We start from the raw sequence: 18,183 nt of genomic DNA, 5'->3' as shown, positions 1-18,183 counted from the left end.
AAAATGAGTCCGACTCCATAAAATACAAAATTTCAACTTTTATATCTTCCAGAAGGGAAACAATATAACCTAGTCGAAGACGAAAATAAAACCGAAAGGGTTCAAACTGGCATTTATAAGATAAAATGAAGTGGTAGCTGGATAGAAAGATACTTACGCGGTAAAAATTATCTTTCGACCAAGATAAATAACAGTCGATACTTCAACAACAGTTGTTTATCTATCCGTACCAATACCATCTCTGGGTACTATTTCAAGCGACATAGATCTAACAACATGAAACCCCATAGTGCCGATTTTTTTCGGTTGAATTCAGGATCACCCAAAGCATAATATGGAGGCAAGTCAATAGTTGCTTAACAGCATCAAGAAACAAACAAAAACTAAAGCACGATACACCATCACATCTTATAAAAATCAATGTCGGTTATTTAAATATCGCAGACTTACCATTAGGCAAAAATATTTTTATGGGGTATTTTTCCGCCATAGATTATAAACGTTCTCACTTTCAACTGTGACGCCACCGCTATCATATTAATGACAACCTGAAGTTTATAGCACTAATCAATAATCCCACCTGAAAAAAATATTCCTTAGCCACTAATTATAAGGGAATATATAGAACTAAAAATATATCGAATAGATATTTAGTAGAAAATAGAAGCATAGCTATGATGTCAATCAAACTTGGGCTTCGTATATTTTTTACATCTACACTTTTTAGAGGGATATCAAGGTGAATTTCAACCATTCAACATTAATCAATACTTGCACAACAGCAACTATTCTATCTGCTGTATTTTCCATATCGCCATTTGCCTTAGCCGTTGAATGTGGCGATATTATAACTTCTACTACTGTGCTTTCTGAGCCACTTACCTGTGTATTGACACAAGATTCCCCATACGCTCTAACTGTTTCTGGTCCAAACGGAAACTTAAAAATGATTGCAGACGGAGAAATTATATGTGACACCGCCAGCCAACATGGTATCGCAGGTATATTGGTCAATGGATTTTCAGGGCTTGTTGCAGGGGGAACAATCACTAACTGCCCAGACGGTTTGAATTTAGAGGGTGATGGGTTTCATATAATAGAAGATATTAAAATATTAAGCTCGCCAAGGGAAGGTATCGTTATTGATAGCGACAGCAATACTATTGTCAGAAATCATATCATTGACACCGGCAATGACGACGGAATTGATATAAGAGGAGATAATAACAAGATACTACAAAATTATATAGAGTCAGCCGGTGATCAGGGAATAACAATAAATGGTAAGTTCACCTTAGTCGACCTCAACTATATTGTAGGAAGCTTTGATGGCGACAGCGGAATACAAATCAATGCTGACTATACAACCGTATCCCAAAATTTTGTCACCAACAACTGGAGCAATGGGATTCAAATATCAGAAGGCTCATCAAACAATATTGTTATTCAAAATTTTACCACAAAAAATGGAACCAGCGGCCTGTCAGACCGCGCTGGGATTAATATATCCGGATTCAACAACACCAACAACCAAATAACAGGAAACACCTCACTTGACAACAATGCCTTCGATTTACAGGATCTCTCTGATTTAAATTGCACAGGTAAGAATACATGGACTGGAAATATATTTAAAACATCAAATCCAGGCTGCCTAAAGTAGCAACTTAAAGAGGAACCTTAACTTCATCCGCCCCTATTTACTTAAATAGGGGCCACACCCTCAAGTAGATTAAAAAATCTCCATAACGCACACATAAAAAGATAAGCTAAAATTGGAAAGTTCAATTAATCTTCGAATGACGAACTACGAATATGAAATCAGATAGAGTCACACTTTTCGATAGTCATTTACATATTATCACACCAGGATTTCCTCTCTATTCAAACCAGGGATTTACTCCTGAGCCCTTCACTACCACTGACTACCTCAACAGACTCAAAAATTATGATCTAATTGGTGGTGCTGTTGTTTCCGGATCATTCCAGAAACAGGATCAAACCTATCTTTTAGATGCCTTGGCACGCTTGGGGAAAGGCTATGTTGGAGTAACCCAAATACTATCCAACACAGACGACAACACCATTATTCAGCTAAATAAGGCAGGGGTTCGTGCAGTGCGTTTCAACTTACGGCGTGGTGGTTCAGAAGATATTTCCAAAGTCACCTCCTTTGCCCAAAGGATTTACGAGATTGCCGGTTGGCATGTTGAACTATATATAGATTCACAGCAAATAGTCCCCCTAATCCCCACCTTATTAGCTTTACCCAAGGTCTCTATCGATCACCTGGGCTTAAGTAAGTCTGGTTTAAAGTGGTTATTACAACTTGCCGAACAAGGCGTAAAAGTAAAAGCAACGGGCTTCGGACGACTCGATTTTGAACCGGCTTCCGCTATCCTTGATTTATACAAAGCCAATCCTGAATGCCTGATGTTCGGATCTGACCTCCCCTCAACAAGGGCTCCAAGGCCTTTCAGGTATGAAGATATTAAATTGATTCAGGATGCATTGGGGGAGCCTGCATCCAGTAAGGTGTTCTGGAAGAATGCTAAAGCATTCTATTTGGGTCAGGAATAGCTAATTTAAAAACTTAAGTTAGCTTTTTTATTCACTCAAAAAATGCAACCCATGGAAAATTGACGTCTTAACTTACAAGCTGCCTTCACACATTAACACTCATACAGTACAGAACCACTTAAAGAGGGAACCAAACAGAAAATTAAGACCTTGACCTCAGGCCCCGACCCCAAGACATACATCAAGAAATTAAATACATATCAATCCATTAAGCAAGAAAATTCAAAAAAATATAACCATGCTTTATGGCAACTCATAAGATTAAGAACCTTAAAGGTTGATCACACTTCAACCACCCCTACTTCCAAATAAGAATTTCCACAAAAAATTATTCTGTGCAATATTTTTTTCATGCAGGATCAGAGAGAAATCTCTATTAAAAAAAGAGACAGTTGACAAATGTCCAGGGGACCGTTTGCCGCCACTATTAATCAACTAGCAGCGGCTCTGTGAAGAATTATCTATCTCCTTATTAATTTACGGGGATGAAAGTCCAAATCGCACCGTCTTGATCAGGAGTGATAGGACCAGATGTGATTTCACCATCATCAATCGTTATATAGTGATTTGAATTCCAGCGATTTCTGATCCGATACAACCATGAACTATCCCCAACACTCTCTAAGGCCCACTGAGCACTCTGCCAGCCAGAAGATATTTCCCCCGTTTCTAAAGTTCCATATTCAACATGCAAATACTCATCATTTCCGTTGGGTGACCAGCGATTCTTTATTCGATAAAATCCATTATCTTCAGATTGCTCAAACACCCACTGGGCACTCCACCAGCCTGATAAAATTGGGCCTAACCCTAGGTGTCCCTGCTCAATATGCACAAATGATGCTGGATCCATTTGGCTTTGGATTCTGAAGTGTCCCTCTGTTATGTCTCCTACCTTATCAATTTGAATCCAGTTAAGATTGAAATTGCCTTCTCGTATGGCTAGGGCAATATTTTGTTGCCCTGCTGGCAGGTCGACAATATGGTTAATTGTTGTCCAGTTTTGCCAGCCACCAGTATTGGGGACGTCAATAGTTCCGTAAATTGGAATCCCCCCTTGGTTTTCAAATTGGATTAAACCTCCACCTACCTCGCTCGCAACGCGATAAGAAACAATATAGCTAGCAGTGGCGGGCAAATTAACTGAATAGGATAACCACTCATCTTTGGCAGTCCATCCCACGTTATAGCCACCACCAGTATCACTTGTTTGCTCTATATCAACCCCATCGTTGCGATATTCTCCACCAGTATTTCCCGGTGTAGCATCACTGTACTCAATGTAATCTTCAGCCTGAAGTAGGATAGGCGTCGTATTATCATCGCCTGGGAAGGGAACTTTATGAATGCGTCGGCCTGAATGTTTCGCCGCGTTCTCACGCCAAACACGCGCCATATCCTGAGAATGTGTCGTCCCCAATGCTCCTTCAACAGGATGTATGACAAGTGGGCTAGAGTAATAAGCCATATTGTTACCACACTGAGTAGTCCCCAAACCCTGGCGTGGACTAAAGCCATAGTGGTAGCCAGAGTCATCAGCCTCTTTGCAGTGAATACCACCTATATTGTGGCCGACTTCATGTCGGTAGGCACCGGGCCAACGGACACCTATAACATGTGTGTCTCCACCCACACCTGCCCAACCAGCAGCGCTACCAGGAGCACCGTTCCATCTTTGAATAAAACCGATAAGATCTGGGGCAAGTCTTTCAATGTCATCTTTAAACCATTCTTTCCCATCCCTTAAAACGGAAGTTACTACTCCTGGATTTTGGCCGCCGACGCTGACTCCAACAAGCCGAAGATACACAGAAATAATATTACTATTTAACAATGCTGTATTTACAGACTCGATATACATTTCCGCTTCGGTTTGAATATTACCGACATCGTCCGCAGCTTCTTGTGAAAAAGCTATTAATACATCAATAACATAACGACCAGAATTATCTTTTTCACCTACATTAATCAAGTCTGCAATATGACCTGACTCAACCAGAGATGCTTTATTGGGTGGTACATCTTGCTCCGAAGCAAAGTAGATTGAGTCCAAGACATCTGGAGTTTCTATTTTTTCCCACACTGTATAGTTATCGGTGCGAGGATTGATCCGGTAGTGTCCATCACTAGTTTCGATGAACCCGCTTATTTCCTGTTTAATATGATCCAATGTTACGATCACTGAGGCATTTATAAATAATGGCATTCCTGGATCATCGATAGTTGCCTTTACAGTTTCTATACCATTCCTTACTTTGCGAGATTCCACAGTGTAGTAGAGGTCTCTGCCGGTATTTAGCAAAATACTACCCTGATCATTATTCCTGAATTTTACATACTCCTGATTCAGGTTATAAACCTGGGAAATGGATGTCGCACTGTATATTAGACAGAACGACAAGATGATTAAATTTAAAAATTTATTTAAAAACATGATCTAGCCCTCCATTAACGGCCTTGAATATTTAACGGTTTTTTTGCTTCAGTCCTGTTGCTTGGTGGTGATTGTGATCTGCAGCGTTTGATGCTTTTTTGCTGCAGGTGTAGACCCTGATAAATTATTTCTGAATTTTAATTATAAAAACTCGACTTTGACCGAGCTTGAATTTTTTAAAATGGCTGGACATCCATTTGGTTTTGCATATTTCAATATTCAGCTGCAGGTGATTTATATGACTTTAGGCTTGCAATAAATCCCACCTACACCTGAATGAAAAATATATTTATGATGAATTTGACTTGTTAATAAAGCCCAAAGGGGTCAACCTGAGGCAAGAGTACCAAATATTGATTTGCAAACTACCCCCAGATTAGACTAATGGGACTTTTTTAAAGATAAGATGGAAGTTTGACGTTTTGCGCTTCTTAATTCTTGGGCGGATTGATCTCTTAATAGAGTTGTAATTTCTCGAGCCGAGAAGAAGCCTAAATATTGCAGTTTTGTTATTAACCAACCTATTGCCTGCATTCAACTCTTAAGTGCATTACTCTTCAGACTACTACCACATCTGTATTTCTCAATATTTTTCCAGAGGTTTTATAGTCCGACGTTTTTCTTGGAGGATTATTTAAACACTCAACATCCAGTTCGACATCTGTTTTACGGGCAAGCTTTAAGTCAGTATTTTTCGGAATGTATTGGCGCAGCAGACCATTACTATTCTCATTCAGGCCCCTCTCTCAGGATGCATGTGGATGCGCAGATTAGTCTTCTACATCCAAACCCTTATTAACCCTCCCATGGTGAGAAAATTCTTTGCCATTATTAGCGGTAATTATGTTCACTAAATGTCTATAGGGCTCAAGTAGTACAATGGTAACCTGAGCGATCAACCTACTGAGAGAGTGTGATTTTGCTCTTACGATCTACATTGGTGACCAGAGCACCACTATGACCTTTACCTATAACGATATCAGTTTCCCATTCTCCGATTCGAAATTTATCATCAGCAATTTGCGGTTGCTGCTCAATGCTGATGGCGTTCTTGATGTGCCCCCAGTTGATTCCCCATTAGCTCGCTTTTTATGGGGTCTATCCCTGCTTCGTAAGTTCTCGTACAGAAGCCACCACACTGATTATCCTCCCAGACATACAGGTAGATAATTTCACGGCGGATTGACAGTGTTTCTTCCCGTTCTAGCCAGCTGGAAATTTGCTCTGGGCTCCATTGCCGCTTCAGTTTGCTATCTATCAGTGCAATGTGCTTGGATAGCACCTTTGTTGGCGTTCTCGCCTGTCGATGTCGATCTTCAGTCATCCGTTGGGCTTGCTTATAGCGGTAGTTATTGCCCCCTCAATTGAGAGCCAAATTGCTGATGATTGCCCTCTGATTCCAGTGATTGTTCCTGAGTGACCAAATCTGGCATCGTTGCTCTTCGGTCAATTTTCGCTAGCTTTCTGTCATCACTTAATCTATTGGCGGAGAAGAAGCGGAAGCTACTATCTCCAGCTGGCCGTCCCTTTTACGCTATTAACTAATGCACTGCAGATTTGAATGCAGGAATGCAAACACACTAAGCAAGAAAAAATACTATAAAAGAACAAACGTAACTATTATGACAAAACAAAAAATCAATAATTTTAAACTCAATTAAATGTTATTTTTCTGTTTTCTTCGCAATAGGCGCAAATGCCTTATGTTTTATTGCGGGATAAATTTTCATGTGTAAGATTAATGAAAAAATTCACACTTAAATATTATAAATAGGAGAGGTTAAAAAAACAGACGCAATCAATTTATAGACTCGTGAGATACCTTACCTACTGGCAAAATCTACACATATAAAATACTTAAAATTTACGGTTAGAATTACAATTTTATGAATATTAAATACCTGTGGGGAAAAACTCTTTTCCCCATACTACTCTCCTTCCATTTTACTACTACAGCAGTAGCCCAGTCCGTTTTTGAAACTGTAGTTCCAGCACCAGCTCATCTAGGTGTGAATGTCAACACTGAAGATGTTCCGTTTTGGAAAACATTGGATAATGACCATCAAGATGACTGGGATGAACGTGTTCTGCACTACCCTGCAGATTGGCGAATTGCTAAAGGGAATGATGGCCGTTGGATCACCTTCCCCCATGGGTGGAAACACCGCGAGGGCTCTGATGGTCGAATAGTTGCATACCCCAGTAGTTTTTACACACAGGAAGGAGATGATGGAAGGGTAATTGCCTATCCCTATAGTAAATGGAGGTACTTTGAAGGGGGAGATGGACGCGGTGTGGCAATCCCAAGGGACTGGGATGTTGATGAAAACGGTAACAGTCTGTGGGGCAAAAATATCAAAGCAGGAAGTGACAACCGCAAGATTGTGGTACCTCCAGGCTGGGAATCCGATCAGGGAGGTGACTCTAGGTTGATTGCATACCCAGCTGGCTGGTTGACAGACCACGCTTTCGATAAAAGGCTGATAGCCATTCCACCTCTCTCACCATGGAAAACTACTTGGGGGAGGGATGGGAGAATGATTACCTACCATGAAGGTATAACATCAAGAGTTGTTGAAGGGAATGACGATAGAAAAGTCGCAATCACCAATAACTGGTACTATCGATCAGGCCCCGACGGAAGAATCAAACAAAGACCCAAAAGTACAATTAAAACACCTTTAACTTTTGATAATCCTGCACAAATTGCACTGATGAAGAAGCTAAAGGAAGATGTCGAATTATCTGATGAAGAGTACCATGATTATCTGCTTTACATCTATCTGAATAAAGATTAGCTTTTATTGATAATATAATCATCTTGATGAGCCACCCGTATCGCGGGTGGTATCGTACTGACCACCAAATTATTGGTTAATGATTTTGCTGGACCTATGAAACCTTATTAATTTATTTTAATATACCCATATTAATAAATATTTCCGCTTCAGTATCACTGATAAAAAATTTATATCATTAGAATATTCCAAAAGTGTTGTACTATTTTTAAAGTATACCCTCTTCCTCTATTTCTACCTCAAGGGTTTTACCACTCACAAATAAAATACAAACAACCAACCCCGCCAGAGCCAGGTAAGCGTTCACTGTAAAGGCCCTATCTATGCCAGTTGGCAGATCTGGCGCCATAGCAACAATAGTAGTATTCATACCCAGCCCCAGAGCACCGCCAGCAATCTGGAACATATACAAAATGGCGCCGGCCAAGCTAGAACGGGATGACTCAACAACAGTGATGGCTGCTGTAGTGATTGTTGAATAGAAGAGTCCGATTCCGGTGCCAAGAATTATCAGGCCTGGAACGAGATCAGTAAAAGGCGTATTTTTTTGCAGGTGTGACAACATAAACATACCGACACACATACAAATGGTGCCGGCGGATACAATCACCTTGGCGCCCAATCGCTCATATAAGCTTCCAGACACATAAGATACCAAACCAAATACAACCATCATAGGCAGGAGTCCCATTCCCGCTTCCATTGCAGAGTAGCCAAGAACCTTGGTTAAGAACTGCGGGACGTACAGTAATGCAGAAAAGAAGACCACGGAGAGTAATAGTGTGGCAATACCCGCGGCAAAGAACTTTTGATTACTGGATACATCTTGGGGTATCAGAGCATCCTTTCCCGCGCGGCGTTCAACAATAATAAACAGCCCTAGAAACACAAAAAATATTGCCATCAGACAGATAATGACAGGGCTCTTAAATCCAAAATCTACCACTAGATCCAAAGCGATTAATAATCCAAACAGAGATATCGATAATGTGGTTACCCCAGCATAGTCAATCCTATCTTCGGTACCTTCGGGGCCATCATCGGCAACTACCTTCCAGCAAACAAAACAAGTCAATATTGCAATCGGAATATTAATAAAGAAAATCCAACGCCAGCTTAGCAGATCTGTCAAGGTGCCCCCTAACATGGGGCCAATCGCATTGGATACGCCGGCCACTGCCATTATTAAACCACCCGCAAGGCCTGAGCGGTCTTTGGGCATAAGACCATAAATCATTCCCAGGATCGCCGGCCACATTAGTGCTCCGCCAATACCCATCAGTGCTCGAGAAATCAACAGCATCCACATATCAACTGCAATCCCACCTAGCAAGGAAAAAAATACAAATATTGCCGTGCCAATAAAAAATATTTTTCGTCGCCCAAACATATCGGCTAGGCGCCCCCCAGAGACAATTAGGACTCCAAAAACAAGTGTATAGCCATTGATTACCCACTGAGTCGTAGTGATATCTGAATTGAATTCCTTCTCCATAGCGGGGATAGCTACAGAAAAAGCAGTGAAATCATTTCCTATAAGAAAAACTGAAAGGCTAAGGGCGGTCAGCCCAAGAAATTGGATTTTTGTCAGAGGAGTCCTAGTTTCCGCCATCTTATTTCCGATTTACTTGAATTATTTTGTGGTGTTTCCAGGAACGGTTGAGCCAACAAATCAATTACCTTACAAGTTTCCCATATGTATTCCCATCCATACCCCAAGAAACATGTTCATTCAAGTAACTGATCTCCTGTATTGCACAAGGATCAGGGAATCTACAGTATATCCTCTTCTTCAATCGTCACTTGTGCAGACTTACCACTGACAAACAGGATACTTACAGCCAGTCCAGCTAGCGCAAGATAGGCATTTACTGTGAAAGCCCGATCTATTCCGGTCGAAATATCCGGAGCCATGGCAACAATTGTGGTATTCATACCAAGCCCCAGCGCTCCTCCGGCAATTTGGAACATATAGAGAATCGCGCCGGCCAAACTGGCCCGGGAGGGGTCCACAACGGTAATGGCCGCAGTCGTTATGGTTGAATAGAAAAGTCCTACTCCAGTACCCAGAACAATCAGCCCAGGTATTATCTGGCTAAATGTAGTCTCTTTATTCAGATGAGACAGCATAAACATACCGACGCAAAGAAATACAGTACCAACGGAAACTATTAATTTCGCACCTAGCTTTTCATACAGACTACCGGAAATATAGGAAACTATACCCTGGGTAATCATCATAGGCAGCAACCCCATTCCGGAAACCATTGCCGAATACCCATGCACCTTGGATAAGAACTGGGGTATATAAAGCAGTGCGGAAAAAAAGATGGCCGAAAGCAACAACGTTGTGATGCCTGCGGCAAAGAACTTTCGATTTCCGGCTACATCAGGTGGTATCAGGGCAAATTTCCCAACTCGTCTCTCGGCTATAATAAAAATCCCCATAAAAAACAGGAATAACGACACTAAGGAGATAATCAAGGGGTTTTTAAAGCCAAGATCAACAACAAAGTCCAGGGCTACAAGCAACCCGAAGAGAGAGATAGATAGTGTTGTAACCCCCACATAATCAATTTTTTCCTCAACTTTTTCCGCACTATCATCGGCAACTACCTTCCAGATCATGAAACAGACCAAGATGGCAATTGGAATATTGATAAAAAATATCCAGCGCCAGCTGAGTAGGTCCGTCAGGGTTCCACCCAACATTGGACCAATGGAGTTGGATACTCCACATACTGCCATAATGAGTCCACCTGCCAGACCGGATCGATCCTCAGGCATCAAGCCATAGATCATCCCAAGTATCGCAGGCCACATCAGCGCCCCACCAATTCCCATCAGCGCACGACATATCAGTAACATCCACATATCGAGCGCAAGCCCGCCCAACAGGGAGAAACAAACAAATATTATTGAGCCAAGAAAGAAAATTCGGCGACGCCCAAACATATCGGCCAAGCGCCCACCAGTGATAATCAAAACACCAAATACCAGTGTGTAACCGTTCATCACCCACTGTGCAGTGGTGATATCAGAGTGAAAGTCCCTCTCCATTGCTGGAATTGCCACAGCAAAAGCGGTGATATCATTCGCGATTAAAAATACCGCAAAACTGAGGGCTGTCAGCCCTAATATCTGCGTTTTAGTGAGAGGAGTTGGTGCTTCCGCCATGTACCCCAGTCCAAGCGCCAGGCAAAAAAGAGCGCAATAAAATTGTCCTGTCAGTTTGGCTCATGGGCTCCAACAATCACACGATACAGGGTAGCTAGACATGCCAAAAAGCCCTTTTCCCACATCAGGGATCCAGGTTACTCATTAGCAAGATATGATCAAAAGGCGTGGGCGTATAAAGGCTCAGAAAAGATCGCAGAGATTTGATTTAATCACTTCAGGTGGAACAACGGCAAAAACGAGCCCAGATGGGCTCTACTGTTACGTCATTCTCTTTTCTGCCGTGAACCCTGGAAGAATTCCTGAACCGGCTGATACTCTGGGTTGGCCCCACAGGACGCCCGCACTACCAGCTCTGTGGGCAGCACTTCCGGTTCAGCAGTTTTATCCCCCACAAGCTGCATCATTTTCTCTACCATCAACTCTCCCGCACGATGGATATTCTGGCGTACCGTGGTCAGGGGCGGCGTATAGAAAGGCGCAATAGGAATATCATCAAAACCGACAACGGCTACATCCTCTGGTACTTTATGACCGAGCGCCTGTAAAGCCTTGATCGCACCCATGGCGATACTGTCACTGGCCGCAAACACACCATCAAATATCAGTCCCTCGCGACCAATCAGATCAGTGATCGCCTGGTAACCACTCTCGCTGGAAAAAGATACCTCAATCTGCCGCTCATTCTCACTTAGCCCGGCTTCTGCCAGAGCCGAACTATAACCTTCGTAGCGCCCATAGATTTCCGGGTGCGCAGTATCGCCCAGGAAGATAATTTTACTGCGCCCCAAGCTCAGTAAATGTTCGGTTGCCTGGCGCCCACCTAGTTGATTATCGCTACTCACAATGCAGTAATCCGAGCCCGGCTTGGTCGTACCCCCCCAAACCACCAACGGGTCTCCCTGCTTCTGAAGCTCGCGCAGTGGGCTGTCATCTACACCCTGTCCAATCACGATAACGCCATCAGCTCGTCGTGACCCCATCAGGTAAGAGTGCCAGTCATCACTGCTGGCAATGCTATTGGAGAACAGCAAGTCGTACTTGTACTGGGCCAGTCGATCGGCGATGGCGCCGATCATGTCCAGCATAAAGGGATCTGAAAATGTCTGGCCACCAGCGCAACCGGTATTGATAACAACAGAAATGGTATGGCTACGCTTCAAGCGCAGATTGCGCGCGCTTTCATTGACCTTGTAATTCATACTGCGCGCGATTTGCTGGATTCGCTCGCGAGTCTTTTCGTTGATCAGCGGATTATTGTTCAGCGCGCGGGAAACTGTGGATTCTGAAACTCCCGCCAAGCGTGCAATATCAGACATGGATACGGGAGAGGAGGAATCCTTAGGCATGACGTACTTCACCTTGTTCACGGGAAATACGCCATCTTAGGGGGGTGGTAAATATTTGTAAAATCAGGACAAAATTCGATCAACTAGCCAGGCTAGAGGACACTTCCGGCTCTTCAGGTACTTCCCGCTCCACTGTGCGCCGGAAGAAGTACAGGCTTACAAGTATCACCGAAATAGGAACCAGTGACAGATAGAAAGCTACCTGGCCATTAAAAACCTCAAATACAGTTCCGGTGATCAGTGAGCCAGTGGTACCACCCAGGGCGGAGAAGATCACCAGCAGCCCTGTCATTGCCGAGTGCTGGTGCTTGGGCAGTGAGCTCAACATCACCGAGTTGATCGCCGGGTATACCGGAGCCATAAACAGGCCAATCAGAGGCAAGATGAAAGCCGCTATCGGTGCATTGAGCCAATTGATATCCGGGTTAGCCTGTATATTACTCGACAGCGGCAAGGTCAACACCACCAGCACCGCCATGGCTATCAGACAGACATTCAGAACCGGATACCAGTGTAGACGCCGCATGATTGCTCCCGCGCTGAGTCGCCCAATCGCGAGTCCCGCGGCGAAGATACTAGCCGCCTGCACACTCATCGCTGCTGGCAGCTTAAGGATTTCATTATTGAACGTGGGTAACCAGCTGCCAATGCCCTGCTCGATCAATACATAGATAAACACGGAAATCACATAGACATAAACCAGTGGCTTGGCCATCAGCTTTATCATCGCCATGAACTCCTGCCGAGGGCTTGCCCCCTCAATACGAGTTCCGGCCTCATTCATTTCAGTGCTCCACAGCAAGATAAAAGCAATGATGCAGATACCAGACAATACCCAATAAACACTTAGCCACGCAGTAGAACTCGGATTAGCCGAGTCTATAAACGCGCTGAATAACCAATACCCTCCCAGTACACCCACCATGAAAACCCCTTCGAGGGTATTTAGCAGGCTTGCATGCTCTTTGCGGTCTCGGGCAAGCAATCCAACTGTGGAATACACAGCAACTTTAACCAGAGCAAAGGCAACCCCAACAGAGAGAAAGAGGAGTTTGGCCGTCCAGAAACCAGGTAAAAGAGGCATGGCGATACAGGCCACGGAAACAATGGCAAGTCCCGTCAACATGGCCTTTTTAAACCCCAGACGTGGTAACTGTGAGGCCACCAGGAACGAGACAATGCCTATAGGGATATCTTTAAATCCCTCAAGCACACTGGCAGCGGACTTACTCACACCGTAGGTGTTGATCACCTGCAGAATTACAGTCCCCACGCTGTTTAGCAGGATGGCGAATACAAAGTAGATGGCGAATAGGGAAAGCAGTATGCGCTGATTATTCATAACAAATTCTTCATCGGTCTATGGCTCAGGCGCTACGCCGTACCAGCCTGTTATTGTACATTTTTCAATCGATTATTGTGAGGCTAATGAAATCTGAGTCATCATTGCCTGAGAGCTCAGTATGGCCCAGAGCCCAAAGACAATGCAAACGATTGCACTAGGTGGGTAATATTTAACGGAACTGCCGCGTGGCTTTCAGTCATAAAGTCGCTCAGAGAAAATTATCCATAAATCATTTTTTCTATATAAATCAACTATTTAATTATTGATATACATTGAGATTTCAGTGATCACAGGTATCTTTGGGCTTATTCAGAACTGAATTGCAATCGATTGCAATACTGTATCAATTGAAGATAGACTGAAACCCGCCTGCCCAAGGTATGCAACAGCTTGGGGTGGAACCTAAATATCCGATTCTGTGTATGTGGTATGAAGCAAGAACAACAAGTCAAACATGAGATTCGCCCGTGGAGCCTGGTGGAAAAAAGCTTCCAACCAGGGGAGTACTGTCTCAACGCCACCCTCTTCTCCCTCGGTAATGGCTATATCGGTCTGCGGGGCGCCTTCGAAGAAGGCTACGATCCCGAGCCATTCTCCGATGGCTGCTACCTTAACGGCGTCTATGCCAGCGAACCCATCAGCTACGGCGAATCTGCCTACGGTTATGCCCGCAATAACCAGCGCATGCTGACGGTACCAGACGGCAAGTCGATTCACATATGGATTGATGGTGAGCGCTTCAGCATTGCGGAGGGTGAGCTGATTAATTATGAACGCCACCTGGATATGTCTGCCGGTATCACCCAACGCAAACTGACCTGGCGTTCTCCACATGGCAAGACCATTGAACTGATAGTGCAACGAATCGTTTCACTGAGTGAAAAGCACTTATTTGTCCTCAAGCTGGAAATTACCCCCCTGGATTTTGATGGCGAAGTACGCCTGCAATCCTGCCTGGATGGCGACCTGGCCCAGGCCGATCGTAGCGACGACCCTCGCTTGGCGTCCCCTATTGATCAGGGAGACATAGAGTGGCTGGAAAATACTGCCGATGGCGACTACCTGGCCCTGCCGTTATCAGTTAAAAGCAGTAGCTTCTACGTCAGCAGTGCAGCACTGCACCACTGTGAAAGTAACGTCGAATACAGTTCGGCCAACCTCCACAGTGAGGATTGTGTTTCAACGGAATACCGCTTTGACGCACGCCGTAATACCCCCATTCGCCTCACCAAATATGTAGCCTATTTCGCCGAGCAAAATGCGGCCCCTATTGAGGCGTCACAACTGCGCAGCTACTTGCAGCGCTGCGCAAGCAGAAGTTATACGGAACATGCGGAATCCCAACGTGTTGAAATGCAAAAGTTTTGGGAGGAGTCTGATATTCAGGTTGATGGTAACGATGCCCTGCAACAGGGTATTCGCTTTAACCTGTTTCACCTATTTCAGTCCTTGGGGCGGGATGGGCGCACCAATATCGCTGCCAAAGGTCTCTCGGGAGACGGCTACGATGGCCACTATTTCTGGGATACAGAAATCTACGTGTTGCCATTTTTCCTCTACACCCAACCGCAGCTGGCAAGAGGACTTTTGGAATACCGCCACTCAATCCTGGATGCTGCTCGCAGCCGTGCGCGGGAATTAGCCATTCACAAAGGTGCCCTCTTCCCCTGGCGCACCATCGGTGGCGAAGAGTGTTCAGCCTATTACCCTGCCGGAACCGCCCAATATCATATCAACGCGGATATCGCCTATGCAGTACGCCACTATAGCCGGGTAACCGGTGATACCGAATTCCTGCGAGACAAAGGTGCGGAAGTCGTCATTGAAGGTGCACGTATGTGGATGGAAATAGGCCACTTCAATCCACGACGCAACAATCAATTCTGCATCAATGAGGTCACCGGACCAGACGAATATACCGCATTGGTAGATAACAACTTCTACACCAACTTGATGGCCCGAGCACACCTCGAATATGCAGCAGAGGTCTTCCAGTGGCTACAGTCCTTCGACCCCGAAGCATGTCGAATCTTGTCCAAACGTATTCAGCTGGCTCCAGAAGAACCTGCAAGTTGGGCGCGAGCAGCCGAAACGATGTACCTTCCCTACGATCAATCCTTGGGAATTCATCCGCAGGACGACGGCTTTCTGGATAAACCCGTATGGGGTTTTGCCGAAACACCCGAAGAAAAATACCCGTTATTACTACACTACCACCCGCTGGTTATTTACCGACATCAAGTATGTAAACAAGCGGATGTTGTACTGGGATTACTTTTACAAAGTTCTGAATTCTCGGCAGCACAAAAACGCCGCGACTTTGATTTTTACGAACCACTCACTACGCACGATTCAACCCTGTCCGCTTGTATTCACAGCATTATCGCCAGTGAAGTCGGCTACCCGGACAAAGCACTTCGATATTTCCAGCAGGTAGCACGTATGGACCTGGACAACCATCACAACAACACCCAGCACGGTATTCATACCGCCTGCATGGGCGGAACCTGGATGTGTATGGTTCAAGGCTTTGCTGGTATGCGTCTGCATGGTAACGAACTGAACTTCAACCCCTACGTACCCGAGGGTATGGATGGCTATCGTTTCCGTCTGCAATTCCGCGGACGCACCCTTGCCCTGGATATCGACCGTTCCAAGGCGAGCTACACCCTAGTAAGCGGAGAACCAATTTCCCTGCATCATGGCGAACACGTCGTATTGCTAAGCACACCAGGCCAGGGGCAAACATTCCAAATGGCACTGATGGAGGAGGTATCTTGATGATCTATCGTGCAGCAATTTTTGATCTGGATGGCGTAATAGCAGATACAGCCCGGTTACACCTACAGGCCTGGCGACAACTCGCTGAAGCTCTACAACGTCCCTGGGCTGATGACACTGAAGAAAAACTCAAAGGTCTGGAAAGAATGGCTTCCCTGAATGTCATTCTCGGCGATGAGAATTCCAATTTCAGCGAGGAAGGAAAGTTCGCTCTCGCCGCACGTAAAAATAGTCGTTACCAGGAATTGATTCGCAGTCTATCCCCAAAGGATCTGTTGCCGGGCGCCGGCGAGCTACTCGCTTGGTTGCACGAGAGAAAAATCCCTATTGCCCTGGCCTCTGCGAGTAAAAACGCGCCAGCTGTTTTGCAAGCCTTGGGGATAGCCCACTACTTCTCAAGTATTGCAGACCCAGAGCAGTCAGCCCCTAAACCTTCACCAGATATTTTCCTTGCGGCTGCACAGGACCTACAAGTTGAACCTGAACTCTGTGTTGCCTTTGAAGACGCCACAGCGGGGGTTACAGCAATCAAAGCAGCCAATGGTATGACCGCTGTTGGCGTAGGCAATGAAGATTCACTGAGAGAAGCCGATTATATTGTCTGCAGCTTGGAAGAATTCGAGCCTAGAGATTTCTTTTTGTCTGCAATTAGGGCAGCTACAATAAATTAAATCAATGGAATTAATGGTGGGGTAAAAGCTGAATAGCGGGTAGACCGCCTCTTTATTCAGCTTTTCTTCATCTTTAGCTCCACATAAGGAATCTAAGAACCAAGGATGATTAAATAACTTTCTGCAGAAAAAACTCTCGCCATAGCTTAATTTATAATCTAACGAGCACTAAGATTTCGTCCAAATATGAGCCCAAAGAGAAAATGAGATGTAAGCAGAAGTGCCACTAACCAAAGGACCGAATAAAGACCTACCCAAAGCGCGTATATCGAAAAAAGATGAAAGAAAATCAAAAAACACCAAAAGGCATATCCTAGCCACCCTAGAAGCCTGCCATGCTCTTTTGCAAAATTAGCTATTCCCATTCCCCAAGCAAGAAAAACCCAAATCAACGACCAGCCATAAGCTAATGTAAGAAGTATATTAACTAACATATCATAAATACTCACCCATTCCCCCTGCTATGCAAGCTCAAAAATACATCAGGATTCAGTAAACTTTAATAACCTGGAGTCTATAGAATGAAGCTTACTGATTAAACTCGGCTGCGAATGAATAAGTTCAAAATCTGCAAAATCAAAACCCGGGCCAACTGAACAACCTACCAACACCGATTCGCCAATAGGTTCCGCTGCTTGCCAAACGCCAGCGGGAACAACGTGGCAGAAGGTATTCCTTTGGGCGGAAACCTCAACTCTGCTGACAATATCTTCTAGTTCATTCCAGGTATAGAGGTATAATCCAGCCCCCTGATACAGGCTCCAAACCTCATCCGACTGCACCTTATGAAAACGACTAACTTCTCCCCCATATAACGAAAAGTAGATATGGGTGAGAGCGGATCGACTTTGTCCTTGTTCAGTTTTGACTATGGCATTTGATCTGAAGACCTCTAGAAATCTCCCACCTTCAGGGTGCTCTTTGAGATTAACAGGTTGCATTAACACTCCCTTATTAGCAAAAATTAAGTAGATCACCCAACATGCAAAATTACAGAGCAAAAAACTTACAAAATTTACAAAATTTACAAATCCACAAAGACTAAGCG

At 44.4% G+C, this 18,183-nt stretch carries 12 protein-coding genes; 5 read left to right on the top strand and 7 right to left on the bottom strand.

The window, feature by feature from the left end; translation table 11 throughout:
- The first annotated feature begins 739 nt into the window (after positions 1 to 739).
- Positions 740 to 1,663, top strand: a complete 924-nt coding sequence (locus GL2_RS15335) for a right-handed parallel beta-helix repeat-containing protein (protein WP_143731469.1) — start codon at positions 740 to 742, stop codon at positions 1,661 to 1,663.
- 152 nt (positions 1,664 to 1,815) lie between these two features.
- Positions 1,816 to 2,580, top strand: coding sequence for an amidohydrolase (locus GL2_RS15330; protein ID WP_143731468.1), 765 nt, complete (start codon positions 1,816 to 1,818; stop codon positions 2,578 to 2,580).
- Between the two features lie 472 nt (positions 2,581 to 3,052).
- Here the strand turns inward: GL2_RS15330 and GL2_RS15325 are convergent, their stop codons facing one another.
- Positions 3,053 to 5,014: a carbohydrate-binding protein gene (locus GL2_RS15325; protein WP_143731467.1), complete on the bottom strand. Its 1,962-nt coding sequence runs from the start codon at positions 5,012 to 5,014 to the stop codon at positions 3,053 to 3,055.
- 1,033 nt (positions 5,015 to 6,047) lie between these two features.
- Positions 6,048 to 6,338: a hypothetical protein gene (locus GL2_RS15320; RefSeq protein ID WP_143731466.1), complete on the bottom strand. Its 291-nt coding sequence runs from the start codon at positions 6,336 to 6,338 to the stop codon at positions 6,048 to 6,050.
- A 562-nt stretch (positions 6,339 to 6,900) separates the two neighbouring features.
- Here GL2_RS15320 and GL2_RS15315 point away from each other — a divergent pair.
- Positions 6,901 to 7,812: a hypothetical protein gene (locus GL2_RS15315; RefSeq protein ID WP_143731465.1), complete on the top strand. Its 912-nt coding sequence runs from the start codon at positions 6,901 to 6,903 to the stop codon at positions 7,810 to 7,812.
- A gap of 208 nt (positions 7,813 to 8,020) precedes the next feature.
- Here GL2_RS15315 and GL2_RS15310 read toward each other — a convergent pair whose 3' ends face one another.
- The 4 genes from GL2_RS15310 to GL2_RS15295 all read right to left on the bottom strand — a co-directional run bounded on the left by GL2_RS15310 (position 8,021) and on the right by GL2_RS15295 (position 13,680).
- Entirely contained in the window at positions 8,021 to 9,424 is a 1,404-nt protein-coding gene (locus tag GL2_RS15310) for an MFS transporter (protein WP_143731464.1), read from the bottom strand.
- 161 nt (positions 9,425 to 9,585) lie between these two features.
- Entirely contained in the window at positions 9,586 to 10,989 is a 1,404-nt protein-coding gene (locus tag GL2_RS15305; protein ID WP_143731463.1) for an MFS transporter, read from the bottom strand.
- Between the two features lie 266 nt (positions 10,990 to 11,255).
- Entirely contained in the window at positions 11,256 to 12,338 is a 1,083-nt protein-coding gene (locus tag GL2_RS15300) for a LacI family DNA-binding transcriptional regulator (protein ID WP_143731462.1), read from the bottom strand.
- A gap of 79 nt (positions 12,339 to 12,417) precedes the next feature.
- Positions 12,418 to 13,680 (bottom strand): sugar MFS transporter, encoded by a 1,263-nt coding sequence (locus GL2_RS15295; RefSeq protein WP_143731461.1) that lies wholly within the window; start codon positions 13,678 to 13,680, stop codon positions 12,418 to 12,420.
- 432 nt (positions 13,681 to 14,112) lie between these two features.
- Here GL2_RS15295 and GL2_RS15290 point away from each other — a divergent pair, with 432 nt between their 5' ends.
- Together GL2_RS15290 and pgmB are read left to right on the top strand one after the other, a co-directional pair.
- Positions 14,113 to 16,464, top strand: coding sequence for a glycoside hydrolase family 65 protein (locus GL2_RS15290; protein WP_143731460.1), 2,352 nt, complete (start codon positions 14,113 to 14,115; stop codon positions 16,462 to 16,464).
- The gene (gene pgmB / locus GL2_RS15285) at positions 16,464 to 17,135 is read left to right on the top strand and encodes a beta-phosphoglucomutase (RefSeq protein ID WP_143731459.1); all 672 of its coding nucleotides are present in this window, start codon (positions 16,464 to 16,466) and stop codon (positions 17,133 to 17,135) included. Before GL2_RS15290 ends, pgmB begins: the two co-directional genes overlap by 1 nt.
- 482 nt (positions 17,136 to 17,617) lie before the next feature.
- Here pgmB and GL2_RS15280 read toward each other — a convergent pair whose 3' ends face one another.
- A complete protein-coding gene (locus GL2_RS15280; RefSeq protein ID WP_143731458.1) occupies positions 17,618 to 18,076 on the bottom strand; it encodes a cupin domain-containing protein in 459 nt (152 codons plus the stop codon).
- Positions 18,077 to 18,183: the final 107 nt, after the last annotated feature.

Source organism: Microbulbifer sp. GL-2, from assembly GCF_007183175.1.
Classification (GTDB): domain Bacteria; phylum Pseudomonadota; class Gammaproteobacteria; order Pseudomonadales; family Cellvibrionaceae; genus Microbulbifer.
The sequence above is the reverse complement of the archived record's forward strand: the minus strand, read 5'-3'. Positions and strand labels throughout refer to the sequence as shown.

What these genes read in the sequence shown, in the direction of transcription:
- GL2_RS15330 (WP_143731468.1), top strand. Translation starts at nt 1,816, where the DNA reads ATGAAATCAGATAGAGTCACACTTTTCGATAGTCATTTACATATTATC.
- GL2_RS15325 (WP_143731467.1), bottom strand. Translation starts at nt 5,014, where the DNA reads ATGTTTTTAAATAAATTTTTAAATTTAATCATCTTGTCGTTCTGTCTA.
- GL2_RS15320 (WP_143731466.1), bottom strand. Translation starts at nt 6,338, where the DNA reads ATGACTGAAGATCGACATCGACAGGCGAGAACGCCAACAAAGGTGCTA.
- GL2_RS15315 (WP_143731465.1), top strand. Translation starts at nt 6,901, where the DNA reads ATGAATATTAAATACCTGTGGGGAAAAACTCTTTTCCCCATACTACTC.
- GL2_RS15310 (WP_143731464.1), bottom strand. Translation starts at nt 9,424, where the DNA reads ATGGCGGAAACTAGGACTCCTCTGACAAAAATCCAATTTCTTGGGCTG.
- GL2_RS15305 (WP_143731463.1), bottom strand. Translation starts at nt 10,989, where the DNA reads ATGGCGGAAGCACCAACTCCTCTCACTAAAACGCAGATATTAGGGCTG.
- GL2_RS15300 (WP_143731462.1), bottom strand. Translation starts at nt 12,338, where the DNA reads ATGCCTAAGGATTCCTCCTCTCCCGTATCCATGTCTGATATTGCACGC.
- GL2_RS15295 (WP_143731461.1), bottom strand. Translation starts at nt 13,680, where the DNA reads ATGAATAATCAGCGCATACTGCTTTCCCTATTCGCCATCTACTTTGTA.
- GL2_RS15290 (WP_143731460.1), top strand. Translation starts at nt 14,113, where the DNA reads ATGAAGCAAGAACAACAAGTCAAACATGAGATTCGCCCGTGGAGCCTG.
- pgmB (WP_143731459.1), top strand. Translation starts at nt 16,464, where the DNA reads ATGATCTATCGTGCAGCAATTTTTGATCTGGATGGCGTAATAGCAGAT.
- GL2_RS15280 (WP_143731458.1), bottom strand. Translation starts at nt 18,076, where the DNA reads ATGCAACCTGTTAATCTCAAAGAGCACCCTGAAGGTGGGAGATTTCTA.